Origin of the sequence: Kitasatospora sp. NPDC101235 (assembly GCF_044767505.1) — a bacterium.
In the GTDB taxonomy this organism is placed as follows: Bacteria; Actinomycetota; Actinomycetes; order Streptomycetales; family Streptomycetaceae; genus Kitasatospora.
In genome coordinates, this window is the sequence record NZ_JBIWNZ010000003.1 from 302057 (window position 1) to 328452 (window position 26396).

General features: G+C 72.2%; 30 protein-coding genes and 1 pseudogene. 18 read left to right on the top strand and 13 right to left on the bottom strand.

Going from position 1 to position 26396, the window contains the following annotated elements:
- Positions 1-44 precede the first annotated feature (44 nt).
- The 4 genes and pseudogenes from ACIRRH_RS07510 (at position 45) to ACIRRH_RS07525 (ending at position 2561) form a co-directional block, all read left to right on the top strand.
- On the top strand, positions 45-761 hold the full coding sequence (locus ACIRRH_RS07510) for an MOSC domain-containing protein (RefSeq protein ID WP_403063049.1): 717 nt from the start codon (positions 45-47) through the stop codon (positions 759-761).
- A 99-nt stretch (positions 762-860) separates the two neighbouring features.
- A complete protein-coding gene (locus ACIRRH_RS07515; RefSeq protein ID WP_224282891.1) occupies positions 861-1253 on the top strand; it encodes a GntR family transcriptional regulator in 393 nt (130 codons plus the stop codon).
- A gap of 26 nt (positions 1254-1279) precedes the next feature.
- Positions 1280-1519: pseudogene (locus tag ACIRRH_RS07520) on the top strand (ATP-binding cassette domain-containing protein); the annotation flags it as partial.
- A gap of 49 nt (positions 1520-1568) precedes the next feature.
- Positions 1569-2561 (top strand): ABC transporter permease, encoded by a 993-nt coding sequence (locus ACIRRH_RS07525; protein WP_403063052.1) that lies wholly within the window; start codon positions 1569-1571, stop codon positions 2559-2561.
- Position 2562: 1 nt separating this feature from the next.
- On the opposite strand, the gene ACIRRH_RS07530 is transcribed toward ACIRRH_RS07525, so the two are convergent.
- The gene (locus tag ACIRRH_RS07530) at positions 2563-2940 is read right to left on the bottom strand and encodes a VOC family protein (RefSeq protein WP_403063055.1); all 378 of its coding nucleotides are present in this window, start codon (positions 2938-2940) and stop codon (positions 2563-2565) included.
- Positions 2937-3524, bottom strand: coding sequence for a TetR/AcrR family transcriptional regulator (locus ACIRRH_RS07535; protein WP_403063688.1), 588 nt, complete (start codon positions 3522-3524; stop codon positions 2937-2939). The genes ACIRRH_RS07530 and ACIRRH_RS07535 overlap by 4 nt, the downstream gene beginning before the upstream one ends.
- A gap of 127 nt (positions 3525-3651) precedes the next feature.
- Between ACIRRH_RS07535 and ACIRRH_RS07540 the strand changes: the two genes are divergently transcribed.
- The 8 genes from ACIRRH_RS07540 (at position 3652) to ACIRRH_RS07575 (ending at position 8578) form a co-directional block, all read left to right on the top strand.
- Positions 3652-3843: a hypothetical protein gene (locus tag ACIRRH_RS07540; protein ID WP_403063058.1), complete on the top strand. Its 192-nt coding sequence runs from the start codon at positions 3652-3654 to the stop codon at positions 3841-3843.
- Between the two features lie 45 nt (positions 3844-3888).
- Positions 3889-4644: an alpha/beta fold hydrolase gene (locus ACIRRH_RS07545; RefSeq protein ID WP_403063061.1), complete on the top strand. Its 756-nt coding sequence runs from the start codon at positions 3889-3891 to the stop codon at positions 4642-4644.
- A gap of 37 nt (positions 4645-4681) precedes the next feature.
- Complete coding sequence (locus ACIRRH_RS07550; RefSeq protein WP_403063063.1) at positions 4682-5320, top strand: hypothetical protein; 639 nt, start codon at positions 4682-4684, stop codon at positions 5318-5320.
- 98 nt (positions 5321-5418) lie between these two features.
- Positions 5419-6213, top strand: a complete 795-nt coding sequence (locus tag ACIRRH_RS07555) for a hypothetical protein (RefSeq protein WP_403063066.1) — start codon at positions 5419-5421, stop codon at positions 6211-6213.
- A gap of 51 nt (positions 6214-6264) precedes the next feature.
- Positions 6265-6615, top strand: coding sequence for a hypothetical protein (locus tag ACIRRH_RS07560; protein ID WP_403063069.1), 351 nt, complete (start codon positions 6265-6267; stop codon positions 6613-6615).
- Positions 6612-6869: a hypothetical protein gene (locus tag ACIRRH_RS07565; RefSeq protein ID WP_403063072.1), complete on the top strand. Its 258-nt coding sequence runs from the start codon at positions 6612-6614 to the stop codon at positions 6867-6869. Before ACIRRH_RS07560 ends, ACIRRH_RS07565 begins: the two co-directional genes overlap by 4 nt.
- A gap of 96 nt (positions 6870-6965) precedes the next feature.
- Positions 6966-7802: an alpha/beta fold hydrolase gene (locus ACIRRH_RS07570; protein ID WP_403063075.1), complete on the top strand. Its 837-nt coding sequence runs from the start codon at positions 6966-6968 to the stop codon at positions 7800-7802.
- A 5-nt stretch (positions 7803-7807) separates the two neighbouring features.
- Complete coding sequence (locus tag ACIRRH_RS07575; protein ID WP_403063078.1) at positions 7808-8578, top strand: MerR family transcriptional regulator; 771 nt, start codon at positions 7808-7810, stop codon at positions 8576-8578.
- A 1-nt stretch (position 8579) separates the two neighbouring features.
- Here the strand turns inward: ACIRRH_RS07575 and mqnP are convergent, their stop codons facing one another.
- The gene (gene mqnP / locus ACIRRH_RS07580; RefSeq protein ID WP_403063691.1) at positions 8580-9485 is read right to left on the bottom strand and encodes a menaquinone biosynthesis prenyltransferase MqnP; all 906 of its coding nucleotides are present in this window, start codon (positions 9483-9485) and stop codon (positions 8580-8582) included.
- Positions 9473-10930: a menaquinone biosynthesis decarboxylase gene (locus tag ACIRRH_RS07585; RefSeq protein ID WP_403063081.1), complete on the bottom strand. Its 1458-nt coding sequence runs from the start codon at positions 10928-10930 to the stop codon at positions 9473-9475. The genes mqnP and ACIRRH_RS07585 overlap by 13 nt, the downstream gene beginning before the upstream one ends.
- Before the next feature lie 92 nt (positions 10931-11022).
- Here ACIRRH_RS07585 and ACIRRH_RS07590 point away from each other — a divergent pair, with 92 nt between their 5' ends.
- The 4 genes from ACIRRH_RS07590 (at position 11023) to ACIRRH_RS07605 (ending at position 14660) form a co-directional block, all read left to right on the top strand.
- Complete coding sequence (locus tag ACIRRH_RS07590) at positions 11023-11445, top strand: PLD nuclease N-terminal domain-containing protein (protein WP_403063084.1); 423 nt, start codon at positions 11023-11025, stop codon at positions 11443-11445.
- Between the two features lie 449 nt (positions 11446-11894).
- Positions 11895-13496 (top strand): acyl-CoA carboxylase subunit beta, encoded by a 1602-nt coding sequence (locus tag ACIRRH_RS07595; protein WP_403063087.1) that lies wholly within the window; start codon positions 11895-11897, stop codon positions 13494-13496.
- Positions 13497-13598: 102 nt separating this feature from the next.
- Entirely contained in the window at positions 13599-13808 is a 210-nt protein-coding gene (locus tag ACIRRH_RS07600) for an acyl-CoA carboxylase epsilon subunit (RefSeq protein WP_403063090.1), read from the top strand.
- 240 nt (positions 13809-14048) lie between these two features.
- A complete protein-coding gene (locus ACIRRH_RS07605) occupies positions 14049-14660 on the top strand; it encodes a ScbR family autoregulator-binding transcription factor (protein WP_403063093.1) in 612 nt (203 codons plus the stop codon).
- 26 nt (positions 14661-14686) lie between these two features.
- Here the strand turns inward: ACIRRH_RS07605 and ACIRRH_RS07610 are convergent, their stop codons facing one another.
- Positions 14687-15331: a ScbR family autoregulator-binding transcription factor gene (locus tag ACIRRH_RS07610; RefSeq protein ID WP_403063096.1), complete on the bottom strand. Its 645-nt coding sequence runs from the start codon at positions 15329-15331 to the stop codon at positions 14687-14689.
- 348 nt (positions 15332-15679) lie between these two features.
- Between ACIRRH_RS07610 and ACIRRH_RS07615 the strand changes: the two genes are divergently transcribed.
- Positions 15680-16819 carry a ScbA/BarX family gamma-butyrolactone biosynthesis protein gene (locus ACIRRH_RS07615; RefSeq protein WP_403063099.1) on the top strand — a complete coding sequence of 380 codons (1140 nt, stop codon included), beginning with the start codon at positions 15680-15682 and terminating at the stop codon, positions 16817-16819.
- A gap of 16 nt (positions 16820-16835) precedes the next feature.
- Here ACIRRH_RS07615 and ACIRRH_RS07620 read toward each other — a convergent pair whose 3' ends face one another.
- The 7 genes from ACIRRH_RS07620 to hemL all read right to left on the bottom strand — a co-directional run bounded on the left by ACIRRH_RS07620 (position 16836) and on the right by hemL (position 23848).
- Positions 16836-17222 carry a hypothetical protein gene (locus ACIRRH_RS07620; RefSeq protein ID WP_224280840.1) on the bottom strand — a complete coding sequence of 129 codons (387 nt, stop codon included), beginning with the start codon at positions 17220-17222 and terminating at the stop codon, positions 16836-16838.
- A gap of 141 nt (positions 17223-17363) precedes the next feature.
- Positions 17364-18506 carry a c-type cytochrome biogenesis protein CcsB gene (ccsB, locus tag ACIRRH_RS07625; protein WP_403063102.1) on the bottom strand — a complete coding sequence of 381 codons (1143 nt, stop codon included), beginning with the start codon at positions 18504-18506 and terminating at the stop codon, positions 17364-17366.
- 3 nt (positions 18507-18509) lie between these two features.
- Positions 18510-20261, bottom strand: a complete 1752-nt coding sequence (locus ACIRRH_RS07630) for a cytochrome c biogenesis protein ResB (protein ID WP_403063105.1) — start codon at positions 20259-20261, stop codon at positions 18510-18512.
- Positions 20262-20263: 2 nt separating this feature from the next.
- Complete coding sequence (locus tag ACIRRH_RS07635; protein ID WP_363380684.1) at positions 20264-21037, bottom strand: cytochrome c biogenesis protein CcdA; 774 nt, start codon at positions 21035-21037, stop codon at positions 20264-20266.
- A complete protein-coding gene (locus ACIRRH_RS07640; RefSeq protein ID WP_403063108.1) occupies positions 21034-21651 on the bottom strand; it encodes a TlpA family protein disulfide reductase in 618 nt (205 codons plus the stop codon). Before ACIRRH_RS07640 ends, ACIRRH_RS07635 begins: the two co-directional genes overlap by 4 nt.
- A 143-nt stretch (positions 21652-21794) precedes the next feature.
- The gene (locus tag ACIRRH_RS07645) at positions 21795-22445 is read right to left on the bottom strand and encodes a histidine phosphatase family protein (RefSeq protein ID WP_224280854.1); all 651 of its coding nucleotides are present in this window, start codon (positions 22443-22445) and stop codon (positions 21795-21797) included.
- A 74-nt stretch (positions 22446-22519) separates the two neighbouring features.
- Positions 22520-23848, bottom strand: coding sequence for a glutamate-1-semialdehyde 2,1-aminomutase (gene hemL / locus ACIRRH_RS07650; protein WP_403063111.1), 1329 nt, complete (start codon positions 23846-23848; stop codon positions 22520-22522).
- A 439-nt stretch (positions 23849-24287) separates the two neighbouring features.
- Here hemL and ACIRRH_RS07655 point away from each other — a divergent pair, with 439 nt between their 5' ends.
- Positions 24288-24770 (top strand): hypothetical protein, encoded by a 483-nt coding sequence (locus ACIRRH_RS07655; protein WP_078589103.1) that lies wholly within the window; start codon positions 24288-24290, stop codon positions 24768-24770.
- A 72-nt stretch (positions 24771-24842) separates the two neighbouring features.
- Here ACIRRH_RS07655 and ACIRRH_RS07660 read toward each other — a convergent pair whose 3' ends face one another.
- On the bottom strand, positions 24843-26285 hold the full coding sequence (locus ACIRRH_RS07660) for a DHA2 family efflux MFS transporter permease subunit (protein ID WP_403063114.1): 1443 nt from the start codon (positions 26283-26285) through the stop codon (positions 24843-24845).
- Positions 26286-26396 lie beyond the last annotated feature (111 nt).

The following is a 26396-nucleotide window of genomic DNA, read 5'->3' on the forward strand; positions in this document are numbered from 1 at the left end:
TTGGTCTAGACCATCCCCCGTCAACGCCAGTACGCTTTCCGGCCATGGCTGAGATCATCGGAGTGATCGAGCGACTCTGGCGCTACCCCGTGAAATCCACCGGCGGCGAGCGGCTCGACTCCGTCGAGGTGGACGAGCGCGGCCTGGCCGGAGACCGCCTCTACGCCGTCCGCGACGCGGCCGGGAAGCTCGGCTCGGGCAAGAACACCCGCCGCTTCCGCCGGATGGACGGCCTGCTCCGCCTCTCCGCCCGGCTCGGCCACCGGATCGACGGCCCCGAACTGTTCGATCCGCTCGGGCGCCCGGTCGAGCGGCCGAACGCCTTCCTGCGCGCCTACCTCCAGCGCGAGGACGTCGAACTCGCCCGCGAGGACGCCGTCTCGCACTTCGACCGGCTGCCGGTCAGCGTGCTCAGCACCGCCACCCTGGACTGGGTCCGCGAGGCCGTCCCCTTCGCCGTGGTCGACGAGCGCCGGTTCCGCCCCAACATCGTGCTGCGCACCCCGCCCGGCACCCCGCCGTTCGTCGAGGACGCCTGGCTCGGCCGCCGGGCGTCCGGCGAAGCCCCCGGCAGCGCCCGGCTCGCCTTCGTCGCCTCCAGCGAGCGCTGCGCGATGACCGGCGCCCCGCAGCCCGGGCTGCCGCACGCGCCCGTGATCCTCAAGGCCGTGGTGCACGCCCACGACGGCCGGCTCGACGCCCTCGCCGAGGTCGCCGCCCCGGGCCGCCTGCGGGTCGGCGACCGGCTGGTCCTGGACTGAACGACTCTCCCCGACCATTCGTCACCATCTCTTTCCGGTTGACGACTTGACCTTCGTGCGCCCATTCTGTCTTACTGTCATAAGACAGGAGAACAAGTAGTGATCGAGTTCGTCCTCGACGGCCGCTCGCGGGTCGCCACCTACATGCAGCTCGTGCTCCAGGTGAAGCAGGCCCTGCGGGTCGGACTGGCCCGGCCCGGTGATCAGCTGCCGAAGGTCCGCGAGGTGGCGCGCGCCCTGGCGATCAACCCCAACACCGTCCTGAAGGCCTACCGGGAACTGGAGTTGGAGGGGCTCGCCGAGGGGCGGCCCGGCGTGGGGACCTTCCTGGTCGGCACGCTGGCCGGTCCCGCGCTGGCCAACCAGGCCGAACTGCGCGAGGACCTGGTGGTCTGGCTGCGCAGGGCCGAGGCTGCCGGGCTCGCCCACGAGGACATCGCCGCGCTGATCGACACCACGATGCGGGCCACGCTCAATTGGGGGAAGACATGACGGAAGTCGCGCTGGAAACATGAGGGTTGGGCAAGCGGTACGGCAAGGCCTGGGCGCTGGAGGGCTGTTCGTTCCAGCTGCCGGCCGGGCGGATCGCCGCGCTGGTCGGCCCGAACGGGGCGGGCAAGTCCACCCTGCTGCACCTGGCCGTGGGCCTGCTGGAACCGGACGCCGGCGAGGTCCGGGTGTTCGGCCTCGATCCCCGGCAGGGCGTCGAGGCGCTGGCCGGGATCGGGTTCGTCGCCCAGGACACCCCGCTCTACCCGGACTTCACCTAGGCGCGGGCGGCACCCGGCTCTCCCCGGAGGTGGCGGCATGACCTGGCTGATCTGGCGCCAGCACCGCAAGCAGCTGCTCTGGACGCTCGTCGCCCTGGCCGCGCTGACCGCCGTCATGGTGCCCACCGGCCTCGCCATGCGCGGCGCCTACGACCACAGCGGCCTCGGCGCCTGCCTCGCAAAACTCGGCCACGAGACCATGCCGACCGGGGCCGGCGGCTGCGAGGGCCTGAACCAGCGCTTCCAGAACCAGTACGGCGGGTTCGCCTACGTCGCCATCCTGTTCGTCCTGCTGCCGGTGCTGGTCGGGCTGTTCTTCGGCGCGCCGCTGGTCGCCCGCGAGGTGGAGAACGGCACCCACCGCCTGGTGTGGACCCAGGGGATCAGCCGGCGGCACTGGGCGCTCGCCAAGTTCGGCCTGGTCGGCGGCGCCGCGGTGCTGCTCGCGGTCACGTACGCGCTGGGCGTGGCCTGGTGGCTGGGGCCCCTGGTCGCCGCCGGCCTGGGGCGGCTGGGCTACCTGAGCTTCGACGTCCAGGGCGTCGCCCCGGTCGCGTACACCCTGTTCGCGGTGGCACTCGGCGTGTACACCGGCACGGCGGCCCGCAAGGTGCTGCCCGCCATGGGGATCTCGCTGGCCTCGTTCGCCGCGGTGCGCATCCTGGTCGAGACGGTGGCCCGCCCGTCCTTCCTCCCGGCGAAGACCTCGACGTACGCGGCGCAGAGCGGGCTGCTCCCCAACCGCTACGCCGGGGACTGGGTCTACGACCAGGTGGTGCGCAACGGCTCCGGCGAGGTCGTGCTGCACGACGGGCAGATCGGCTGCCCGCCTCCCGGGGACCCGGGGGCCGCCGACTGCGCCAGGAACATGGCCGAGCACGGCTTCGGCGCCGGGCCGTACACCAACGCGCTGGAGTACCAGCCCGCCGACCGGTTCTGGACCTTCCAGGCGATCGAGTCGGGCCTGTTCCTGGCCCTGACCGCGCTCCTGGTGTTCCTCGCGGTACGGCGGATCCGGCGGATCTCGTGAGTCAGGCCCGGTGGGCGCGGACCAGGCAGAAGAAGTGCCCGGCCGGGTCGGCGTAGATCCGCCACCCGCCGGCATCGTGCAGCCGGACGGCGCCGAGGGCGAGCACCTGCCGCTCGGCGTCGTCGAGGTCCGCCACCTCGACGTCCAGGTGCGCCTGCTGCGGGTGCTCCGGGTCGGACCAGCGCGGCGGCCGGTGGTCGGCGACGCCCTGGAAGCAGAGCACCGCGCCGTCGGCGAGGTGCAGCGTGGACCAGCCCGCGCCCAGCGACCAGCGCCGGTCCGGGCGGTCCACCTCGCCGCCGAGCAGACCGGCGTAGAAGCGGGCCAGCACTGCCGGGTCGGGGCAGTCGAGCACGAGGCACTGCAGTGTGCCGATCACGGTTCTCCTCGGGTCGGGGTCCGGTCCGCACAGTCTGCCCCGGGGAGGGCCACCGCCCGCAGGTAGGAGTCGGCGAACAGCTCGGTGGCCTCCTCCACCGCGGGCAGCGCGGCACCCAGCACCGGGCTCAGCACGGGCCGCAGCAGCAGGTGGGTGACCACCGGCCCGAACAGCAGCTGGACCAGCACCGGGAACGGCAGCGGCCGCAGGCGGCCGGCCTCGACGTGCGGCAGCAGCAGCCGGCCCAGACAGTCCAACAGCCGCGGGAGGCTGGCCGTCATCACCCGGGCCGCGGGGCCGTCCGGCCGGCTGAACAGGTCCCCGAAGACCGCCGGGACGATCCGCGGTTCGCAGGTGAAGCTCGCCACGAAGGTCCGGTACAGCGCCCGGACGGTGTCCTCCAGGCGCTCCGGCGGGTCGGTCGCGAGCACCTCCAGGTCCGGCAGCGGGCCGTACTGCTCGAAGACGGCGGCGAGCAGGCCGTCCCGGCCCTCGAAGACGATGTGCAGGCTGGGCACCGAGCACTCGGCACGGTCCGCGACGGCGTCCAGGGTGACCGCGCCCAGGCCCCGTTCGGCCACCAGCCAGGCCGCCGCCTAGATCGCGCGCTCCCGCACCGGCGGTCGTCCGCCCGGGTCGTGGCCCGCCCGCCGGACGGCCTCGTCCAGCGCGGCCCGGGTGCAGCGCCGCCGGTGGCGACCGACCGTGATCATGCAGCACCTGCAGCGGGTCCTGCACCGCGTGATGTTCGAGCCCGTCCTCACCGGCCGCCGGGTCGGCCCGCCCACCCAGCTGGTACTGCTCGCCCGCTACGCCCCCGGCTTCCCCCTGCTGCTGTCCCGCCTGATCGCCTTCGGCCCGCTCCCCGAGCACGCCCCGGCCTTCGCCCGGCGCGACGCCTGAGCCCCACTCGTTCGGACGGGCGGTTCACGGGGAACGACCGTTGGCATGACGATCCCTCACCGCTTGACCGGCACCGGCGACCACCACGTCCTGGTCCTGCACGACTGGTTCGGCACCAGCGCGGGCTGGGGCCCGTTCCTCGACTACCTCGACGGCGGCGCCTTCAGCTACGCCTTCCTCGACTACCGCGGCTACGGGCAGCGCAAGGACGTCCCCGGCACGTACACGCTCGCCGAGATCGCCTCCGACGCGCTCGCCCTGGCCGACCAGCTCGGCTGGGACCGCTTCTCGCTGGTCGGCCACTCGATGGGCGGCAAGGCGGCCCAGCAGGTGCTCGCCGAGGCGCCGCTGCGGGTGCGCAAGCTGGTCGGCCTGGCCCCGGTGCCGGCCGGGGCGTACCCGCTGGACGAGGCGGGCGAGGCGCTGTTCTACGGCGCCGCCGAGGACCGGGAGAAGCGCTTCGCCATCCTGGACCTGGTCACCGGCCGACGGGCCGGCCGGGTCTGGCTCGACCACATGGTCGACCAGTCCCTGCGGCTGTCCACCCCCGAGGCCTTCGGCGACTACGTCCGCGACTGGGCGACGGCCGACCTGGAGCGCCGGATCGACGGCAACCCGGTGCCGGTCAAGGTGATCGTCGGCGAGCACGACCTCGCCCTGACCGCCGACGTGATGCGCGGCACCTTCCTCGCCCACTACCCCAACGCCGAGCTGGAGGAGCTCGGCGGCAGCGGGCACTACCCGATGTACGAGGCCCCGGTGGCCCTGGCCGCCGCCCTGGAGGGCTTCCTGCACAACTGAGGCCGCCCCGCAGGGGCTTCCGTATGATCCGGTGATCATGACCGATCAGGAACTCTGGCACCGGCTGGACCGCATCCGCCACCAGCGCGGACTCCTCACCCCGGGCGAGCTGATGCTGCTCGCCGACCAGGACGTGGTGGTCCTCGACCCGTTCTCGGCGCTGGTCTCGCGGCGGGTGACGCTGCAGGCGGGGACCGTCCTGTACCCGGGCGTGACGATCGAGTGCGACGCGGACAGCAGCTGCACGCTCGGCCCGGGCGCCGTCCTGCACGGCGGCACCCGGGTCGTCGCGACCGGCGGCGGGCGGATCGCCATCGGGCGGCGCGCGCAGATCGGCGAGGGCGGCGCCGTGATCAAGGCGGGGGCGGGCGAGACCGTCGAGCTCGGGGACGAGGTCAGGATCACCAACGGCGCCGAGCTGGCGGGCGGCTGCCGCCTCGGCACCGGCGCGCAGATCCTGGGCCCGATCTCCGCCCGCGCGGTCGAGCTCGCCGCCGGCCGCCCCCACACCCATCCCGACCCGGACGGCCGCGGCGGCGTCCTCAAGGGCCACGGCCGCGCCCGGGGCATCCGCGTCGGCGTCGGCGAAGTCGTCAACGGCAACGGCGACTTCGCCACCGCCCCACTCGAACGCCAGCGCACCTACCACCCGGAGGCGCCCCAGCTGAGCAGCTGACCGCCCGCGCGGGAGTCGGCGCGCCGGGTAGACGCTGACGCATGGACCCGATACCCGCGCACATTGGGCGTCTCATCCTTCTCGCTTACGTTCGACGCATGACAGATAAGCGAGTTGACGACACGCCGCCGGTGCTGGTGATCGGCGTCTGCGGGGCGGTCGGGCGGCATGTCGGGCTGCAGCTCGCGGCCTCCGGCGTACGGGTACGGACCCTGACGCAACGGGAGTTGCTCGATCCGGCGTCGCTGGAGGCGGCGGTGCAGGGTGCGGGCGCGGTGCTGCTGGGGTGGCCGGCCCCGACGGCGGACGGGGCGACGGAGGCCGTGGGCGTGCTGGCCCGGGAGGTCGGGCGGGTGGTGTTCCTGTCGTCGGCCGTCCCCGGCCGGCCGGACGGCGGGATCGAGGCGCTGCTCGCCCGCAGCGGGGTGCGGCACACGGTGCTGCGGGCGCACGGCTTCGCCGCCGCGCTGCAGTGGGCCGAGGAGATCAGGGCCGCGGGTGCGGTGCAGGGCTACGGCGGTGCGGCCGGGCTGAATCCGGTGGACGAGCGTGACATCGCGGCGGTGGCCGTCCGTGCCCTGGTCGAGGACGGCCACGACGGCGCCCGGTACGTCCTGACCGGCCCGGAGTCGCCGACGCAGGCCGAACAGGTGGAGATCATCGGCGCGGCCGTCGGCCGCCCGGCCACGTGGCAGGAGATCCCCCGCGAGACCGCCCGCCGCCGGATGTCCGCCACCGGCCGGCCCCAGGCCGCCGTCGACGGCGCCCTCGACTTCCTCCACGCCCGCATCGCAGCCCCGGAGCCCGCCACCACGACGGTCCGGGACCTCACCGGCCACCCCGCCCGCAGCTTCCGCGCCTGGGCGAAGGATCACGCTGCCCTGTTCCGCTGAGCCGGCCCACGAGCAGCGAGTAGGCTCGGCCGAGACGAGAGGAGCGCCCCCGTGAGTCAGCCAGTGTCGGACGGAGCCGAACTCATCCCCCGCCCGGAGAAGAGCCCTGCCTCGCTCAAGGCCGCGCTCGCCGTGGTGGCCGCCGACCGGCTTCCCGAGATGGTGGAAGGCCAGACCAGGGCCATGGCGGAAGCCATCAAGTCGGGCAGCGTCAACCCGATCCGCGCCTTCCTCGCCCACTGGGCCACCGTGGTGGAGATCGAGCGGGTCCCGGCCACGGCACGGGCCTATCACCGGGCGAACTACCTCGCCAACCACGCCCCGACCGTCGAGGAGTGCCGCCGGCACGCCACCGAGGTCGCCGTCTTCTACCGGTCCGCTTTCGCGGCGGTGAACGGGTGAGCTGGAGCTGGGAGTACCTGCCCAGCGAGGAGCACGTCGCGGGCGATGCACCGGCCGAGTTCCTCGGCGCCGCCGAACAGAGGGCCGCTGAACTCGTCCGAGCAGCAGAGGCCCTCTACCTGGACGGCACCACGTACGAGGGCAGCGGCGAGCCCATGCAGTACCTCGACGTCGCCGGAGGCATCGTCGCGTACTACGTCGTCCCGCGAATCGAGCTCGTCGTCATCTGCCAACTGACTCCGCCACTCGCTTGATCCCACGCGGCTGACGGCCCGCGGGCTCGTGCACCGCGGGAACGTCCGGCAGCCGGGGTTGACCTTGACCCAAGGGCAGGCCTCAGGCTCATGGGCATGACGACGAACACGAACGCGAAGTCGAGCCCCGACTCCCCGTGGACCGGCATGGTTCCGGTCGAGGACACCGCTCTGGCCGTCACCGACACCGGCGGCGCAGGCCACCCGGTGGTGTACCTCAACGGCTCGTACGCCACCCAGAAGAACTGGCGCCCCACGATCGCCGAACTCGGCGGCGACTACCGGCACATCACCTTCGACGAGCGCGCCCGCGGCAAGTCGAAGACCTCCTCCGACTACTCCTTCGAGGCCTGCCTGCGCGACATCGATGCCGTCCTGGACGCGACCGGCGCGCAGCGGCCGATCCTGGTGGGCTGGTCCTACGGTGCGGCGCTCGCGCTGCACTACGCCACCCGCAACCCCGGCCGCATCGCGGGGGCGGTGATGGTCGACGGCGGCTACCCGTGGGACTACCTGGCCACCGTCGAGGGCGGCCGGGAGGCGGGCAAGGAGCAGATCCGCACGATGTTCCGGCGGCTCGGGTGGATCATGCCGCTGGTCCGGCCGCTGGGCATGGCCGCGCGGATGTCCGCCGCCGCGCACGCCGAGATCAACATCGAGCTGAACGAGATCGTCGCCGAGAGCGACCCGGTCTTCGACCTGGTGGACTTCCCGATGCGGTACCTGGTGGCCACCGGCGCCAGCCTGGGCGGCACCGCCGAGGGGCTGGCCGCGATGCGGGCCACGCTGGACCCGGTCCTCGCCCGCAACCCCCACGTCCGGGTCAGCGCGACCGTCCCGAGCAAGCACACCACCATCGTGCGCAAGGACTTCCGCGCCATCGCCACCGCCGTCCGTGAGGTTGCCGCCACGGCGGGCGGTGGGGTCAACTGATGCGCATGACCGGCGGGGTGACCATCAGCCAGGCCGCGGCCTTCGCCGGCGTCACGGTGAAGACGATCCGGCACTACCACAAGCAGGGCCTGGTCGAGGAGCCCGCGCGCGACCTGTCCGGCTACCGCCGCTACGGGACGGCCGAGCTGCTGCGGCTGGTGCAGGTCCGGACCCTGGCCGGAGCGGGCGTCCCGCTGGCCGAGGTCGGGCCGATCCTGGACGCCGACCCGGACGGGTTCGCAGCCTCCCTCGTCGAGGTCGAGGAAAGCCTCACCGGCAGGATCGAGGAGCTGATCGCCCGCCGCGCGACGCTGCGACAACTCGCCCACGGCGACCGGGTCCTGCTGCCGGAGCGCGCCCTGGCGCTGCTGGACCGGATGCCCGCGCTCGGCTTCGCCGCACAGGACGTGACGACGGCCCGCGAGGCCCTGATCCTGGTCCGGGCCCTGATGCCGGAGGGCTTCGAGGAGTACCTCGCCCAGATCGAGCACGGCCTCGACGATCCGAAGCACGTCGCCATCGTCAAACTGACCTGGGCCGCGGGCAGCTGGGACCCCGACGACCCGAGGATCGAGGAGCTCGCCGCCGAAGTCGCCGAGCACTTCATCGCCGATCCTTCCCTGCTGCCCACCCTGTCCGGCCTCCAGGACCGCGAGGACGGCAGGACCCGCAAGGAGCTCCTCACCCACCACGGCGAGGACCGGCGGCCCGGCTGGACCCGACTGACGACGTTGATCGAACAGAAGGTCCGGGCCGCCGGTGTGGACGGCGGCTGAATCAGATCCCGAGCCCGCGGATGATCAGGTCCAGCAGGGCGAAGCAGAACAGCGAGATGCCCACGAAGCCGTTGGTCTGGAAGAACGCGCGGTTGAGCTTCGACAGGTCGTTCGGCTTGACGATGGTGTGCTCGTACGCGAAGGCGCCCGCGACGACCGTCAGGCCGATCCAGAACGCCACCCCGGCGTGGGTGAGCACCGCGAACCAGCCCAGCAGGAGCGTCGTCAGGAGGTGACACACCCTCGCGCCCCGGATGGCCGCCGGGATGCCGAAGCGGGCCGGCACCGAGCGGACCTTGCCGTGGCGGTCGGACTCGACGTCCTGGCAGGCGTAGATCAGGTCGAAGCCGCCGATCCAGATGCCGACGGCCACGCCCAGGACGACGGCCTCCCAGGACCAGCTGCCCGTCACCGCGAGCCAGGCGCCGACCGGCCCCATCGCCTGGGCCAGGCCCAGGATCGCCTGCGGGAAGTCGGTGAACCGCTTGCCGTACGGGTAGACCACCATCGGCACCACGGCGACCGGCGCGAGCGCCAGGCAGAGCGGGTTGAGCATCGCGGCCGCGCCGAGGAAGACCACCAGCGCGACGGCCGAGCCGACGTACGCGGTCTTCAACGACACGGCGCCGGTGACCAGTTCACGCGTGGCCGTGCGCGGGTTCCGGGCGTCGATCTCGCGGTCGATGATCCGGTTGGCGGCCATCGCGAAGGTGCGCAGCCCGACCATGCAGACCGTGACGACGAGGAGCTCGTCCCAGTGCACCCGCTTGTCCGCGAGGAACATGGCCGTCAGTGCGGCGATGTACGCGAAGGGCAGGGCGAAGATCGAGTGCTCGATCATCACCAGCCGGAGGAACGCCTTCGTGCGGCCGGGAGTCTCGATCGCAGCGGTGCTCACAGTCCGTATTCCTTCCAGCGGCGCGACACCAGCGCGGCCGTCGCCGGGTCCGAGGACACCATCTCGGGCCAGCCGCCGTCCCGGGTGTAGCCCTCCTCGGGGAGCTTGCGGGTGGCGTCGATGCCGGCCTTGCCGCCCCAGAACTGCTGGTACGAGGCGTGGTCCAGGTGGTCCACCGGGCCCTCGACCACGGTGAGGTCGCGGCTGTAGTCGACGTTGCCGAAGGCCCGCCAGGCGACTTCCTGGTAGTCGTGCACGTCGCAGTCGGAGTCCACCACGATGATCAGCTTGGTCAGCGACATCATGTGCGCGCCCCAGATCGCGTGCATCGTCTTCTGGGCGTGCTTGGGGTACTTCTTGTCGATCGAGACGATCACGCAGTTGTGGAAGCCGCCGGCCTCGGGCAGGTCGTAGTCGACGATGTCCGGGATGATGATCTTCAGCAGCGGCAGGAAGAACCGCTCGGTGAACTTGCCCAGCGGGCCGTCCTCCGTCGGCGGGCGGCCGACCACGATGGACTGGAGGATCGGGCGGCGGCGCATCGTCACGCAGTCGATCTTCAGCGCCGGGAACGGCTCCTGCGGGGTGTAGAAGCCGGTGTGGTCGCCGAACGGGCCCTCGGGCAGCATCTCGCCGGGCTCCAGCCAGCCCTCGATCACCACCTCGGCGTCGGCCGGGACCTGGAGCGGCACCGTCTTGCAGTCGACCATCCGGACCCGCTCCCCGGCGATGAAGCCGGCGAAGAGGTACTCGTCGATGTCCCCGGGCAGCGGAGCGGTGGCCGCGTAGGTGACGGCCGGCGGGCAGCCGAAGGCGATCGCGACCGGGAGGCGCTCGCCCCGCTTGGCCGCCACCGCGTAGTGGTTGCGGCTGTCCTTGTGGATCTGCCAGTGCATGCCGATGGTGCGGCGGTCGTGCCGCTGGAGCCGGTAGAGGCCCAGGTTGCGGATGCCGGTGTCCGGGTCCTTGGTGTGGGTCAGGCCCAGGTTGAAGAAGGAGCCGCCGTCCAGCGGCCAGGTGAAGAGGGCGGGCAGCTCGTCCAGGTTGACGTCGTCACCGGTGAGCACGACCTCCTGCACCGGGGCGTCGCCGGACTTCACGTGCCGGGGCGGGACGTGCGCCATCGAGGCGAGCTTGCCGAAGGCGTCCCGGAAGCCGGTGAAGCCCTGCGGCAGCTCCGGCCTGAGCAGGCCGGCGATCTTCTCGGAGATGTCGTCCGGGCCCTTGAGCCCGAGCGCCTTGGCCAGCCGCCGCTCGGTGCCGAAGACGTTCATCGCCAGTGGCATCGACGAGCCCTTGACGTTCTCGAAGAGCAGCGCCGGGCCCTTGGCCTTCTGCACCCGGTCGACGATCTCGCCGATCTCCAGGTGCGGGTCCACCTCCGCCTTGATGCGCTTGAGGTCGCCCTCGCGGTCGAGGGCCCGGAGAAACGAACGGAGATCGTCGTATGCCATGCATGTCAGTATCCGCCACCCGATAGCCTGGCTCGGTCAAGGGCCCCTGGAAGGCGCCCGCCGCCGTCATCGCCCGGGGGGAGATCCCAGCCGTGCCGAGGATTCTTCTGACCATCGTCCTTCCGCTCGCGCTCTGGGTCTGGGCGTTCGTGGACTGCCTGACCACGCCCGAGGACGAGGTGAAGCACCTGCCCAAGGTGGTCTGGGTGCTGATCGTGCTGCTCTTCCCGCCGCTGGGCCCGATCGCCTGGCTGATCGCCGGCAAGCAGCGCGGCTTCCTGCGGGCCGCGCCCGCCGGGGCCCACCAGGGGTACCCGGCCGACGACCGCCCGGGCCGCACCGCCCCGCGCGGCGGTCGCCCGCTGGCGCCGGACGACGACCCCGAGTTCCTCGCCTCGTTGAAGAAGAACAACAAAGACCACGAGGACATGCTCAAGCAGTGGGAGGCCGACCTGCGCCGTCGCGAGCGGGAGCTGCGCGACCGCGACGAGCCCGAGGACGGCAGGAAGAGCTGATCGGCGGCCCGCCCGCTCGCTCGGACAGCCCACCCCGACCAGTCGGGGTGGGCTGCGGCGTTTTTGGCGCTTCCCTACGACTGTCGGGCCGCTCACCCGACTGGCGGCCCGTCGGCCGGCGTGCTTGAGCGGACCTTGAGCGCGACCCAAGAGGACCGGCCTACAGTACTGGAAGACGGCCCTGACCTGCGCTTTTCCTCATGCTCAGATCATCGGACCATCACCTGCCCGACAACCCCCGGTGCCCGAATGACCACCGAGCGCTCAGCGCCGTAACCAACCACTTCTGTACAGGCCTCACAGCTAAACGAACTCGACCTTGTACGGAATCGACGCCGGAACCAGCGCACGGCCCCTCGTACAGTCATAAGTGAAGAAAGTGATTCGCAGCCGGGGGCACAGCAGACGTTGGCTGTCGGACAGTTCCCTCACCCTTGGAGTGGTTCGAGATGACGGTTGTGCATGAGGCGCCGATCGACGGCGAGGTCCCGGAGGTCCCGGCCGACGCCCGCGGGCGCGTCGCCGAGCTGCACGAGCTGCGCGAGAAGGTCCGCCGCGGCCCCAGCGACAAGGCCACCGAGGCCCAGCACGCCAAGGGCAAGCTGACCGCCCGCGAGCGCATCGAGCTACTGCTGGACGAGGGCTCCTTCCAGGAGGTCGAGCCCCTGCGCCGGCACCGCGCCCAGGGCTTCGGCCTGGAGGCCCGGAAGCCGCACACCGACGGCGTGATCGTCGGCTGGGGCACCGTCCATGGGCGCACCGTCTTCACCTACGCACACGACTTCCGGATCTTCGGCGGCGCGCTGGGCGAGGCCCACGCGCAGAAGATCCACAAGATCATGGACATGGCCATCGCGGCCGGTGCCCCCCTGGTCTCGCTGAACGACGGCGCCGGCGCCCGCATCCAGGAGGGCGTCACCGCACTGGCCGGCTACGGCGGCATCTTCCAGCGCAACACCAAGGCCTCCGGCGTCATCCCGCAGATCTCGGTGATGCTCGGCCCGTGCGCCGGCGGCGCCGCGTACTCCCCCGCGCTGACCGACTTCGTCTTCATGGTCCGCGAGACCTCGCAGATGTTCATCACCGGCCCGGACGTGGTCCAGGCGGTGACCGGCGAGAAGATCACCCAGAACGGCCTCGGCGGCGCGGACGTGCACGCCGGCGTCTCCGGCGTCGCCCACTTCGTCTACGACGACGAGCAGTCCTGCATCGAGGAGGTCCGCTACCTCCTGTCGCTGCTGCCGCAGAACAACCGCGAGATGCCGCCGCCCGTGATGAGCGAGGACCCGGTCGAGCGGCGCAACGACAGCCTGCTGGACCTGGTGCCCGCCGACGGCAACCGCCCGTACGACATGCGCAAGGTGATCGAGGAGATCGTCGACCACGGCGAGTACCTGGAGGTCCACGAGCGCTGGGCCACCAACGTGCTCTGCGTGCTCGCCCGGATCGACGGCCACGTCACCGGCATCATCGCCAACCAGCCGCAGTCGCTGGCCGGCGTGCTGGACATCAACGCGAGCGAGAAGGCCGCCCGCTTCGTCCAGATGTGCGACGCCTTCAACATCCCGCTGGTCACCCTGCTCGACGTCCCCGGCTTCCTGCCCGGCGTCGACCAGGAGCACGGCGGCATCATCCGGCACGGCGCCAAGCTGCTGTACGCGTACTGCAACGCCACCGTGCCGCGCATCTCGCTGATCCTGCGCAAGGCCTACGGCGGCGCCTACATCGTGATGGACTCCCGCTCGATCGGCGCCGACCTGTCCTACGCCTGGCCGACCAACGAGATCGCCGTGATGGGCGCCGAGGGCGCGGCCAACGTCATCTTCCGGCGCGAGATCAACGCCGCCGAGGACCCGGACGCCATGCGCGCCCAGAAGATCAAGGAATACAAGAACGAGCTGATGCACCCGTACTACGCGGCCGAGCGCGGCCTCGTGGACGACGTCATCGACCCGGCCGAGACCCGCCAGGTGATCGCTTCCGCCCTGGCCATGCTCCGCACCAAGCACGCCGACCTGCCCAGCCGCAAGCACGGCAACCCGCCGATGTAGCGGCGGCCGCACCGCAGCAGTCCGCACCGCAGCAGTCCGCACCGCAGCAGTCCGCACCGGGCAACCACCTCAGACCACAGCAACCGGGGGAGAAACCAGGACATGACCGCTTCCGCCGAACCCCTCGTCCGCATCGTCCGCGGCAGTCTCACCGACGAGGAACTCGCCGCCCTGACCGCCGTCCTCGCCGCACGCGCCGCCGCCACGCAGCAGGCCGCCGCCATCGCGCCCATCGAGCCGATCGCCAACTGGCAGCGCCTGGAGCGCCGCCCGGCGTACTACTCGCCGGTCAGCTGGCAGCAGGCCGCCTGACGGCCCACGGCCCGAACCGACGGCCGGTCACCCGAACGGGGTGGCCGGCCGTCGGGCGTTTCCCGGGGCCGCGCCGGGGGTTCCCGGGGCCGCGCCGGGGGCGCTTCCCTGCGGTCGGCCGGGCCGGTGGGGCCCGCGGCGGGCTCGGTAGGATACCTACTGGACGACATGCGTCCGCCGCCCCGTCCGCCCCCGTAGGATCGGCCGCTGCCGAGACCAGAACTTTCCAGGGAGGCTGCGATGGCCAGGCAGGCCCGCGCGCTGGCGACCCGCCAGGCGGTACTCGTCGCGGCAGCCGAGGTGTTCGACGAGCGGGGCTACGCCGCCGCCACGATGTCCGAGATCCTGGACCGCGCCGGCGTCACCAAGGGCGCGCTGTACTTCCACTTCCGCTCCAAGGAGGAGCTGGCGCTCGCCGTCATCGAGGGGCAGGGCGCCTGGATCTCCGGCTGGACACCGGCCTCCGACAGCCCGGTGCAGAACCTGATCGACCTCGGGTACGCCTTCGCCCGCGCGCTCCGGACCGATCCGCTGGTGCGCGGCAGCATCCGGCTGACGATCGAGCACGGCAGCTTCACCCAGCCGCAGCTCGCGGCCTACCAGGGCTGGATGGACCTGGTCCGCGAGCTGCTGGAGCGCGCCCGGGAGGCCGGCGACCTCCACCCGGGGGTCGACGTGGCGGCGGCCTCCGGGGTGATCACCGGGGCCGTCACCGGCATCCAGCTGAGCTCCCAGGTGCTGGCCGACCGGCAGGACCTGATCCAGCGGATGTCGGACCTCTGGACGCTGCTGCTGCCGGGCCTGGTCCAGCCGCACGCGCTCGCCCGGCTGAGCGTCGCCGAGCGGGCCTGAGTCACGGCCGTGACGGCGGCCTCGGATCAGACCCGGTAGCCGGCCCGGCGCTCCTGCGCCACCAGGGCCGGCAGCGCGGCCGTCCAGAGCCTGCTCACGGCCTCCGGCCCGGGCCGGCCGGTCTCCTCGCCGGCGAGCAGCACCTGACCGGCCGCCACCGCGGTGAGCAGCTCGGCGGCGGCCCGCCGGTCCACCTCGAGGCACAGCTCGCCGGCCTCGGCGGCGCGGTCCAGCAGGCGGTGGACGACGGCGGTGAGGCTTCGCCATGCGGTGTCGGGGGCCGCCGGTGCGGGCCGGCCGTCCGGCCCCTCCGGGGCACCGTCCCGGCGCGGGCCCTGGCGGCCGAGCCGGACGCCGGCCCGCACCACCACGTCCTCACGCAGCATCCGGGCCAGCTCGTGCGAGAAGTCGATCAGGCCCTGGAGCGCCGGTCCGTCGGCCCGCAGCGCGCGCAGCGCGGCCGAGCCGACCTCCCGCCCGGAGGCGCAGCGCACCCCGTCGGCGAGAGCCTGCTTGGACACGAAGTGGAAGTAGAGGGCCCCCTTGCTCACCCCCGCCCGGCGGCTGATGTCGACCAGGCTGGCGGCCTCGAAGCCCACCTGCGCGAAGGTCTCCGCGGCGGCGAGCAGTACGGCCTGCCGGGTCCGCCCAGCCCGTTCCTGCTTGACCACTGGCCCCCTCCGGACTCGGCCGGGCGCGATCCCCGCCCCACCCGGCTGCTGTCGGCGCGCCCCCTGCGGGGCGGCTCTCGCATGCGGACGGAACCTTCCGAAACCGCATGGTTGGTATCTAATCTAGCGCCTGCTTCGCCCCCGCCGTCCAGCGGGGACGACCCCCCGCCCATGGTCCGAAGCCTCCCGAACGGGCATTCCCCCAGCCCACGGGGCAGGTAGCGTGACCGGGCCGGAGAGTGCGACCCGGGCACCCCCAGTCGCCGAAGACAAACCGGGTGGTATGTATGTTTTGCTCGGACGGCCATGGCGGCCGCTCCGACCGACACCCTGAAGCGGGGGCCAGTCATGCCATCGATCGTAGAGCCGGACCCGCACGGCCCGTACGCCCACCCCGGCCCGGGCGGCGGTGGCGGCTTCGACTTCCACGGCGGCCCCGCGAGCGGCTACGACCTCTACGACAGCCCCGCGACCGGTTACGACTTCCACGACCGGACCGTCTCCCGGCACCTGGTGCACCGCGCCTCGGTGTCCGAGGTGTTCCTCACCGGCTGGCAGGCCACCGGCCCGTACGACTTCCTGCTCGGCGCCCAGTGGCCCCGGCTGCACGGCTTCTACCGGCTGCCCGGGGATCGCTACCACGACCCGGTGCTGCTCGCCGAAACGATCCGGCAGGCCGGGCTGCTGGTCGGCCACGCCGGGTTCGGCGTGCCGCGCGGGCACCACTTCGTGATGGACGACCTCTCCTACGCGCTCGACGAGCCCGGGCTCCAGGGTCTGGCCGTCACCACCGGCCCCGCCTCGCTGATGCTGGCCGTCGGCTGCGAGGACGTCCGGATCCGGCACGGCGAGCTGTTCTCGCTGCGGGTGAGCGTCGACGTCACCCGGGACGGCCTGCCGATCGGCCACGGCACCGGCCAGCTGCGGGTGGTCTCCCCCGCCTCGTACGCCCGGCTGCGCGGCCCCGCGCGCCGCACCGTCCCGCCGCGGCCGCCGGCGCCCGCCGCACCCGAGCTGGTCGGCCGCGCGCAGCCCGCCGACGTGGTGCTCAGCCCGACCCTGGCGCCGGACACCTGGCTGCTGCGCACCGACGCCACCCACCCGGTGCTGTTCGACCACGAGCTCGACCACGTGCCCGGGATGCTGGTGCTGGAGGCCGCCCGGCAGGCCGCCCAGCGGCTGCGCCACCCCGAGCCGGTGGTGCCGGTCGAGCTGGTGACCTCCTTCGACCGCTACATCGAACTGGACCGGCCCTGCTTCGTGCGTGCGGTCCCCGAACCGGCCGCCGGCCCCGCCGCGGCGGGCGGACGGCTGCCGGTTCGGGTCCAGCTGGTCCAGGACGGCCGGACGGCGGCCGAGTGCCGGCTGCTCACCGCGCCGGTGGACGGGCCGGCCGAGGGCCCGGCGGTGCCGGTGCGGCGGGACGCCCACGACGGCCGCCCCGCCGCGCCGGGCCTCGGCGGCACCCGGCTGCCGCTGGCGAGCTGAGGCACGCCCCGACCCGTCAGGCGGCCACCAGGGCGGCCGGCCGGCCCGCGTGCATCACGCTGAGGTTGGTCGCCAGCCGGGCCGGGTCCTGGGCCAGCCAGAGCCGCAGCGCCGCGCCCAGGGCGGCGCTGGCCGACTCGACCCGGACGTCGGTGATCTGCGCGATCCGGGCCGCGCCGGGCACCAGCAGGTCGGCCAGCGGGGTCGGCAGCCAGACCGTCAGGGCGCACGGCGCGGGCATCGCCAGCGCCTCCAGCAGCCGGTAGGCGTCCCCCGGCGCGCTGAGCGTGGGGATGATGTCCAGCAGCGCGTCGGACACCACCTCGGACACGTCGCTCCGGTGTCCCTGGGCGAGCCTGCGGAGCAGCATGCGCTCGGCGGCGGTGATTCGGACGGTCAGCATGACCTCGTCGCACTCCATTGCGCGATTTCCTCCTCAATTCCCTCTCGCACCGACCGGCGGCCGGCACGCACTACCCCTGCTGCACCTCGGCCCGGCTACCTGTGGGAGAGAGCCGGGCCGGTGGGTGACTGTGTGCCCCGGTCAGATCCCCGCGTAGGAGTGCTTTCCGGTGACGAAGATGTTCACGCCGTAGTAGTTGAAGAGCCAGCAGGCGAACGCCGCCAGCGCCAGGTAGGCGGCCTTGCGGCCCTTCCAGCCGGCCGTCGCACGGGCGTGCAGGTAGCAGGCGTAGGCGACCCAGGTGATGAACGACCAGGTCTCCTTCGGGTCCCACTCCCAGTACTTGCCCCAGGCCGCCTCGGCCCAGATCGCGCCCGCGATGATGGTGAAGGTCCAGAGCGGGAAGACCAGGGCGTTGATCCGGTAGGACAGCTTGTCGAAGGTCGACGCGGCGGGCAGGCGGCGCCAGATCGAGGCCGAGGTGCCCAGCGGACCGGTGGTCAGGCCGGCCGCCACCCGCTTCTCGAAGGAGTCCTTGCCGAGGTACAGCAGCGTGGCGATGAACGCCGCGTAGAACGCGCCGCCGCAGAAGATCGCGGTGGAGACGTGGATCGCCAGCCACGGCGAGTGCAGCGCCGGGACGAGCTGCTCGGAGTCGGTGTACAGCATCGTGGTGGCGATGCCCAGGGTCAGCAGCACCGCGAGGACGACCGGCAGGCCGAGCCAGCGGACCTTCTTCTTCGCGCCCAGCAGCACCAGGTACGCGGCCGTCATCGCGAAGGCGAAGGCGCAGGAGAACTCGTACATGTTGCCCCACGGCCAGCGGGAGACCGACAGGCCGCGGGCGATGATGCCGCCACCGTGCAGCAGCAGCGCCAGCACGGTCAGCGAGACGGCGATCCGGCCGGCCAGGTCGGCCTTCTCGTTGGTGCCGGCCGCGCCCGGGCCGTCCTCCTCGTCCGCACCGCGCCCGCTGGTGACCACCGTCGCGCCCTCGCCCGCGACCGCGGTGCGGGTGAGCGTGGTGGTGCCGCCGCCGGCCTCCGCCACGGTGACGGTGACCTTCTTGGCGGCCTTGCTCGCGGCCTTCTGCTCGACCGCGGCGACGGTCTCGGCGAGGCTGCCCGCCTGTTCCTTCGAGCGGACGGCGACACCGCCCTTGCTGCCGAAGGTCCACTCGAACATGTGAGCGAACATGGCAATGGTGTAGACCACCATCGCCGAATAGATCAGCTTGTTGGAGAGGTCGGCCAGCTGGGGGTCGACCGCCGAGGCGAGTTGCACCGTCTACTCCTTGGAGTTCTGGTCGGCAGGGACTGCGGGGTCCGAGGACGTCTCCGGGGCTGTGGGGGCCCCGGTCTCCTCGGGTCCGTCCGTTTCGGCGTTGTCGTCCTCGCCCTCCGACGCCGGGGCGTCGTCCTGGAGGTCGACCGCGAGTTCGGCGAGTTCCTCGGCGATCTTCGCCGACTCGCTGCGGGCCAGGCCGGCCAGCTCCACCTGGGTGCCGCCGCCCGGCAGGGCGACCGCCCGCACCCAGATCCGGCGGCGCTGGATGAACAGCGAGCCGATCAGGCCGAGGATCGCCAGCACGGCGCCGGTCAGGGCGATCTCGTTGCCGGGGCGGTGCGAGATGTTGATGCTCGCCCACCGCTTGTAGCCCTCGAAGGTGACGGTGCCGTAGCCCTCCGGAAGGGTCCAGCCCTGACCGGGCTTGAGCCTGACCCTGGCGGGCTGGCCGTCCTGGGTCAGCTGGGTCATCTTCCGCATGTTGAGCTGGTAGATGTTCTGCGGCAGGCCGGAGTCGGTACCGAGGTCGCCCGCGTAGGCGTTCAGCACCAGCATCGGCGCGGCGTCGTCGGGGAACAGCGAGATCGGGCCGGTGTTCTCGAAGTTCGCCGGGGCGGTCGGGAGGAAGAAGCCGGAGAGGCCCAGCTGGGTCTTGTTGCCGTCGGGCCCCACGCCGTAGTCGGAGACCTTCACGACACCGGTGGAGGTCTCGTTGGCGTCCTGCGGCAGGAACGGCGTGGCGCCGCTGTAGACGACGTCGCCCTTGCCGTTGCGGACGGTGATGATCGGCGCGAAGCCGTGGCCGCCGAGGTAGACCTTGCTGCCGCCGATCTCCAGCGGGTGGTTGACCTCGATCTTGCCCTGCTTCAGCTTCGACGTGTCGCTGCCCTCGGCGTACTCGACGTTCGCGGTGAACTCCCGGGCGGCGCCCATCTGGGCGCCGCTGGACTGGAACCGCGCCTTGAAGCTGTCGAGCTTCACGTAGAAGGGGTCGAGGTTGTCGCTGGTGTAGAACCGCGTGCCGGTGAAGTCGTCGAGCTGGGTGATGGTGTTGGAGTAGCCCTCGCCCTCGACCATCAACTTGCCGCCGGTACCGGAGGCCAGGCTGGACCAGGCGAAGCCGCCGAGCAGCGCGAACAGCGACAGGTGGAACAGCAGGTTGCCGACCTCGCGCAGGTAGCCCTTCTCGGCGGACACCGCGCCGCCGGACAGGTGGGCGCGGAAGCCGCGCTTGCGCAGCAGCCGGTGCGCGGCGGCGTTCACCTTCTCGGCGTCCGCCGAGGTGCGCCAGGCCGCGTGCACCGGCATCCGGGTCAGGTTGCGCGGGGCGGCCGGCGGCTGGGAGCGCAGCACGCCGACGAACTGCCAGGTGCGCGGGACGATGCAGCCGGCCAGTGAGACGAACAGCAGGATGTAGATCGCGGAGAACCAGACCGAGCTGTAGACGTCGAACAGCTGGAGCTTCTCGTAGATCGGCGCGACCGTGGTGTGCTGCGCCTTCCAGGCCTGCACCTTGAACTGGTTCTGGCCGTTCTGCGGGATCAGCGAGCCGGGGATGGCGGCCAGCGACAGCAGGAACAGCAGGATCAGGGCGACCCGCATCGACGTCAGCTGGCGCCACATCCAGCGCGCCCAGCCGAACGCCCCTATGCCGGTCGGTCCGTCGGACTCGACCGGCGCGGTGCTGAGCCGCTCGGCGGCGCTGTCGTCCGGCGCCGGGGGCTGCTCGGTCTCGGTCGTGGTGTTGCTCACGGTCAGATTCCGATCTGGAAGTCGGCGGTCCAGGACTGCAGCTGGCTCATCATCGAGTCCCAGATCCCGGTGACGAGCAGCAGACCGACCGCGACGAGCATGCCGCCGCCGATCCTCATGACGAGCGGGTAGTGCCGCTTGACCCAGCCGAAGGCGCCCAGCGCCCGGCGGAAGGCCACCGCGGCCAGGATGAACGGTACGCCGAGGCCCAGGCAGTAGAAGGTGGTCAGCAGCGCGCCACGCTGGGCGTCGGCCTGGTTGAGGGCCAGGTTCTGCACGGCGGTCAGGGTCGGGCCCATGCACGGGGTCCAGCCGACGCCGAACACCACCCCGAGCATCGGGGCGCCCAGCAGGCCGACCGCCGGGCGGCGGTGCGAGCGGACCTCGCGCATGCTCAGCCCGGGCACCAGGCCCATGAACGCCAGGCCCATCACCACGGTGAGCGAGCCCAGCACGATGCTGATGACCCGCTTGTAGTCCTGGAGCTCCTGGCCGAAGTAGCCGAACAGGGCGCCGGTGGAGACGAACACCGCGGTGAAGCCGAGGATGAACAGCACCACGCCGAGCAGCATCCGGCCGCGCCGCGAGCCGCGGGCGTCCGCGAGGTCTGCGGCGGAGAAGCCCGTCACGTACGACAGGTAGCCGGGGACCAGCGGCAGCACGCACGGCGAGAAGAACGACACCAGCCCCGCCACCAGCGCGACCGGGGCGGCGGCCAGCAGCGCGCCGCTCTGAACGGTCGAGGTGGTGTCGGCGAGCTGCTGCGGCAGACTCACTGCTTCTGCTCCGCGACCACCGGCTGGAGGATCGACTCCAGCGCGTCCTCGGTGGTGCCGCCGACGGCGCGGGCGGCCAGCTTGCCGTCCCGGTCGATGATCAGGGTGGTCGGGATGGACTGCGGGTTGAGGCTGCCCTTGGGGAACTTGAGCAGCTGGGTGCCGGCCGGGTCGAAGAGGCTCGGGTAGGTGACGCCCTGCTCCTGCTCGAAGCGGACGGCGTTCTGCTTCTCGGTGTCCCGGGTGTTGATGCCGAGGAACTGGACGCCCTGGTCCTTGTACTTCTCCGAGACGTTCTGGAGGCTCGCCGCCTCGGCCCGGCACGGCCCGCACCAGGAGCCCCAGACGTTCAGCACGACGACCTCGCCCCGGTAGTCGGAGAGCTTGGCCGGGGTGCCTTCCAGGGTCTCCCCCGAGATGTCCGGCGCGTCCCCGCGCTTGCCGGCCTCCGCCTTCGACAGGTTGGTGCCCTTGACCGTGACGAAGCCGACCTGGCCCTCGCCGCTACCCGACGAGCCCGAGGAGGAACAGCCGGTGAGGGCGAGCGCGGCAGCGGCGACGGTGGCGGCGGCTGCTGCGGCGACACGGGGACGGGGGCGCGTCATGGCAGACATGTGAAAAGTTTCGCATGGAGTTCCGGGCAGGTTCGGGGGGGTCCTGCCTTGCGCGTGGAACCTGCTCTGACCTGCGACGACTTCGGGTCACCCGGCGTCTGCCAGGTGACCCGAAGTCATACTTACGTACCGCTTATGGGGGGCTAGGCGCCGAAGCTCTTGCCCACCGGCTTGTCGCCCTTGCGCCCCTTGCCCACCAGGTGCGCGGGCAGCAGGTCGCGGGCCGGCTCGCGGTAGCCGACCGAGACGATCTTGTCGCCCTCGAAGGTGAAGCTGGTCAGCGAGGCCAGCGAGCACTGCCGGTTGCGCGGGTCGTGCCAGAGCCGGCGGCGCTCGACGAAGGAGCGGAGGATCCAGATCGGCAGCTGGTGGCTGACGCAGACCGCCTCGTGCCCGCGCGCGGCGTCCCGGGCCGCACCGAGCGCACCCATCATCCGCACCACCTGGTCGAGGTACGGCTCGCCCCAGGAGGGCTTGAACGGGTTGGTGAGGTACTTCCAGTAGCCCGGGTTCCTCAGCGAACCGTCGCCGACGCCGAAGGTCTTGCCCTCGAAGATGTTCTCCGCCTCGATCAGCCGCTCGTCCACCGCGAGGTCGAGGCCGTGCGCCTCGGCGATCGGCGCGGCGGTCTCCTGGGCCCGCTCCAGCGGGGAGGCCACCACGTGGGTGACGTCCCGCTCGGCCAGGTCCTCGGCGACCCGATCGGCCATCTTCCGGCCCAGCTCGGACAGGTGGTAGTCCGGCAGGCGCCCGTACAGGATGCCCTCCGGGTTGTGCACCTCGCCGTGCCGCATCACGTGGACGACGGTGATCTCTTTGGCGCTCACTTCTCGACTACTCCTGGAAATCGGGTTCGGGCCGTGGCGGGTCAGGCCGTGGCGGCGGCAGCGGCGCGCGCGGCGGCCGGCAGGGCCGCGGCGATCCGCTCGATCGCCCGCTCGTCGTGGGCCGCCGAGACGAACCAGGACTCGAAGGCGGACGGCGGCAGGTAGACGCCCTCGGCCAGCATCGCGTGGAAGAAGGCGGTGAAACGGTACGCCTCCTGGGTCCTGGCCTCGTCGTAGTCGGTGACCGGGGCCTCGGTGAAGAACACCGAGAACATGTTCCCGGCGGTCTGCAGCCGGTGCGCCACGCCCTCCTTGGCGAGCGCGTCGGAGACCAGACCGGAAACCTCGGCGGCGACCTTGTCCACCGTCGCGTACACCTCGTCGGTGCAGCCGCGCAACTGGGCCAGACCGGCCGCGGTGGCGATCGGGTTCCCGGACAGGGTGCCCGCCTGGTAGACCGGGCCGGCCGGGGCCAGGTGCGCCATCACGTCGGCGCGGCCGCCGAAGGCCGCAGCCGGGAAGCCGCCGCCCATGACCTTGCCGAAGGTCAGCAGGTCCGGCGCCCAGCCCTCGTTCGCGGCCTCCAGGCCGTACCAGCCGGCCTTGGAGACGCGGAAGCCGGTCATCACCTCGTCGGAGATGAACAGCGCGCCGTTCTCCCGGCAGAGCCGGGCCAGGCCGCCGTTGAAGCCCGGCAGCGGCGGGACGACGCCCATGTTGCCGGGCGAGGCCTCGGTGATCACACAGGCGATCTCGCCCGGGTGGGCGGCGAAGGCCTGCTCGACGGCGGCCAGGTCGTTGTACGGCAGCACGATGGTGTCGCCGGCCTGGGCGCCGGTGACGCCCGGGGTGTCCGGCAGGCCGAAGGTGGCCACGCCGGAACCGGCGGCGGCCAGCAGCGCGTCCACGTGACCGTGGTAGCAGCCGGCGAACTTGACCACCTTCGCCCGGCCGGTGAAGCCGCGGGCCAGCCGGATCGCGGACATGGTGGCCTCGGTGCCGGAGGAGACCAGGCGGACCTGCTCGACCGGGGCGACCCGGGCGACGATCTCCTCGGCCAGCTCGACCTCGCCCTGGCCGGGGGTGCCGAAGGAGGTGCCGCGGGAGACGGCCTGCTGGACGGCGTCGATCACCGCGGGGTGCGCGTGGCCGAGGATCATCGGGCCCCACGAGCACACCAGGTCGACGTACTCGCGGCCGTCGGCGTCGGTGAGGTAGGGGCCGGTGCCGGACACCATGAAGCGCGGCGTGCCGCCGACCGCGCGGAAGGCGCGCACCGGGGAGTTGACGCCGCCGGGCGTCACCACGGAGGCGCGGTCGAACAGCGACTGGGACTGGGGGGCTTCGTAGGGGTAGCTCACAAAAGACATGGTCTCAAATCGTGTCCTCACGCTCTGCATGTCCGACCCGATCATCTGGAACGATGATCCGGGCACCGTTGTCTGTACGGTTGTCCGTACAGCAGGGGCGCTGACTGCACCGGACCGGTGACCGGTCAGACTGTGTACACAGAGTGCGCAGGCGCTCCGGTTTGTGTGCAGGGGTGTGGAGAGGACTGCCGCGTACCGCGAGTGGGTACGGCGGCGCATGACGGGTAAGGAGCACGTCCGGTGGGACGCCGGGTGTGCGGGGGTCTGTCGATTCCGGCGAATTCCGGTGAGGATGGTCCGAGTGTCCGAGGCGCAGGACGGCTACGACGAGGCTACGGGGGGCTCCCGCCGGCCCGCCGAGGCCGCACGCGGGGGTACGGGAGCGGGTACGGGTCGTGGTCGTCGCGGCGGTGAGAGGCGGGGTGAGGGACGCGTGGGGGTGACCTACAAGTACTTCGGAGCCCCGGACCGCGCGACGGCCGCCAGAGTCCCCACCGCCCTCGGCCCGGGCGGGCTCGGCCTGGACGCCGGCGAGCTCGGCTCGCTGGGGCGGCTCGGCGACCTGATGGAGACCAGCGGCTCCCCCACCGGCCACCTCTCCACCAAGATCAAACCGGAGACGATGAGCGCCATGGTGCTCACCGGCATCCAGGGCGTCCCGCTGCACCAGGTTCCGCCGCTGGAGCTGGTCGTGCTGCACCCCGACTACGCCGTCGTCCAGCTCCCCCACAACGTCGTCGAGCCGCTGCGCAAGGCCGACGAGACCGAGCTCGGCGCCGCCGCCTTCATCTGGTCCACCGTGCCGGACCGGCGCGGGCCGCGGGACGCGTTCGTGATCTACAGCATGCTGCACGAGTGGCAGGACTTCGCCAACCGGCTGCACGAGGCCGGGCACCAGCTGTACTGCCTGGTCTGGCCGTAACACCGACGGCCCGAACGCCTCCGCCCCGGTCGCCGCGCAACGCTGGCCGGGGCGAGGCGTGTTGACGCTCCGTCAGTCTTGGCGCCCGGTCGGCCGCAGGACGGTGGCGGCGAGCAGCAGAGCCACCGTCAGCAGGCCCGCGCCCACCGCGAAGGCGAGCCGGAAGCCGGCCGTGAGCGCCTCGGCGGCAGGCTGCCCGGCGGCCGCGAGGGCTCCGGTGCGGCCGTTGGCGAGGGTGGTGAGGACGGCGACCCCGAGCGCGCCGCCGACCTGCTGAGTGGTGTTGAAGAGCCCGGAGGCGGTGCCCGCGTCGGCCGGTCCGGCGCCCGACATGCCGAGCACGGTGAGCGCCGAGATCGCCAGGCCGAAGCCGGCCGCGAGCAGCATGGTGGGCAGCAGGTCGAGCGCGTAGTGCGAGTCCGCGGGCAGCCGGGTCAGCAGCGCCAGGGCGGCGACCAGCAGGAGCAGCCCGGCCAGCAGCACCGGGCGTTCGCCGAAGCGGGCGTTCAGCCGGGCGGAGAGCGTGAGCGAGACGGTGCCGATGGCGAGCGCGGCCGGGAGCATCGCGAGGCCGGTGGCGGCGGCGCCGTAACCGCGGACGTTCTGCAGGTAGAGCGCGACCAGGATCTGGAAGGCGAACAGCGCGGAGACCATCAGCACCTGCACGGCGTTGGCGCCGGAGACGTTGCGCGAACGGAACATCCGCAGCGGGAGCAGGGGTTGGGCGGCCCTGGCCTGGCGGAGCAGGAAGCCGGCCAGCAGGACGAGCGAGAGCGCGCCGAGGCCGAGGGTGCGGGCCGAGGCCCAGCCGTGCTCGCCGGTGCCGACGATCGTGTGGATGCCGAGCATCAGGGCCGCGGTGATCAACACGGCACCGAGGGCGTCGGCGCCGGCCCGCAGGCCGGGGCCGCGGTCGGACTCCAGCAGCCGCAGGGACAGCAGGACGGCGGCCAGGCCCAGCGGCAGGTTGATCAGGAAGATCCAGTGCCAGTCGAGCGCCTGGGTGAGCACCCCGCCGAGGACCTGGCCGATCGAGGCGCCGGCCGCGCCGACGAAGCCGAACGCGCCGATCGCCCGGCCGCGCTCGGCCGGCTCGGGGAAGAGCGTGACGATCATGCCGAGGCTGACCGCGGAGGCCATCGCGCCGCCGACGCCCTGGAGGAAGCGGGCGGCGATCAGCATCTCCTGCCCGGCGGCGACGGAGCAGAGCAGCGAGGCGGCGGTGAAGAGGGTGAGCCCGGCGACGAACACCCGCTTGCGGCCGATCAGGTCGCCGAGCCGGCCGGCCAGCAGGAGCAGGCCGCCGAAGGCGATCAGGTAGGCGTTGACCGTCCAGGTGAGGTCGGCGGGCGAGAAGTGCAGGTCGTCCTGGATCGCGGGCAGCGCCACGGTGACGATCGAGCCGTCCAGGATGATCATCAGCATTCCCGCGCAGAGCACCGCGAGGGCGAGGGCGCGGGAGCGGGCGGGCGCTGCGGAAGCCGGCCCGGGCGCGGCCGGGGCGTGCGTGGTCATGGCGGTTCTCCCGGTTCGTCGAGTACCGGGAAGGACGCTATCAGATCGTTTTGTTCGGGACTATCTATCTCGGAACTACACTGCGGGCACATCCCCGTTTCGAGGCCGACG